General features: G+C 71.8%; 1 pseudogene. It reads left to right on the forward strand.

The features are described from left to right. A pseudogene (locus HA073_RS31060) lies at nucleotides 1–1,201 on the forward strand (polyketide synthase); the annotation flags it as partial.

Genomic DNA, 1,201 nt, shown 5'->3' on the forward strand with positions numbered 1-1,201 from the left:
TTGGACGAGTTCGCGTCGGTGGTGGCGGGGCTGGACTGGCGGGTGCCGCGGGTGCCGATCGTGTCGAATGTGACCGGCGCGGTCGCGGAGCCGCTGGAGCTGGTGGATCCGGAGTACTGGGTGCGGCATGTGCGGCAGCCGGTGCGGTTCGCCGACGGGGTGGCTGCTCTGCGGGGGCAGGGGGTGGACACGTTCCTGGAGGTGGGCCCGGATGCGACGTTGACGGCGATGGTGGCGGAGATCGTCGCGGATGCCGGGGTGCGGCGGGTTCCGGTGTCGCGGCGGGATCAGCCGGAGGTCGGCGTGTTGACGTCGGCGCTGGGGCAGTTGTGGGTGGCGGGTGTGCCGGTCGACTGGGCTGCCTACCACGGTCAGACCGGCGCCCGGCCGGGCGTGGTCGACCTGCCCACGTACGCCTTCGACCACACCTGGTACTGGCCCGAGGCGGCGCCCGCGGCCCGCCGGGACGTGCACGGCGAAGCTCTCGACGGGCGGTTCTGGGCGGCCGTGGAGTCCGGCGACCCCGACCTGGTCGGCGGCGAGCTGGGTGTCGGCGCGGACGAACCGTTCAGCGCGGTCCTGCCGAAGCTCGCGCAGTGGCGGCGGGCCGCACAGCAGCGGTCGACGGTGGACTCCTGGCGCTACCGCGTGGTGTGGCGGCGCCAGGACGTGACCGGAAACGAGAACCTGACCGGCTCCTGGCTCGTGCTGATGGTGCCCGGCCAGGAGGACCACCCGTTGCTGGCCGGGCTGGCGGAGCGGGGCGCCGAGATGATCCCCGTGGTGCTGGACGAGCTGGACCGGGACGGGATCGCGCGTCGGCTGTCCGCCGCCTCGGCGGCCGCAGGACCGGTCGCCGGGATGATCTCGCTGATGTCGCTGGCCGGCGCCGGTGTCGTCGAGGCGCTGGCGGTCGCGCAGGCGCTTGCAGTCACTGAGGTCGAGGGTCGGCTGTGGTGGTTGACCAGCGGTGCCGTCTCCATGGACGACTCCGAGCCTCTGACCGACCTGGACGGTTCTGCGGTGTGGGGTTTGGGTCGGGTGGTGGGTTTGGAGGTGCCGTTGCGGTGGGGTGGTTTGGTGGATTTGCCGGGTGTGTTGGGTGGGGGTGTGTGGGGTTGGTTGTGTGGGGTGTTGTTGTCGGGGGTTGAGGATCAGGTGGCGTTGCGGTCGTCGGGTGTGTTTGTGCGGCGGTTGGTGC

Origin of the sequence: Micromonospora sp. CMU55-4, assembly GCF_011602315.1 — a bacterium.
GTDB classification, from domain to species: Bacteria; Actinomycetota; Actinomycetes; order Mycobacteriales; family Micromonosporaceae; genus Micromonospora; species Micromonospora chalcea.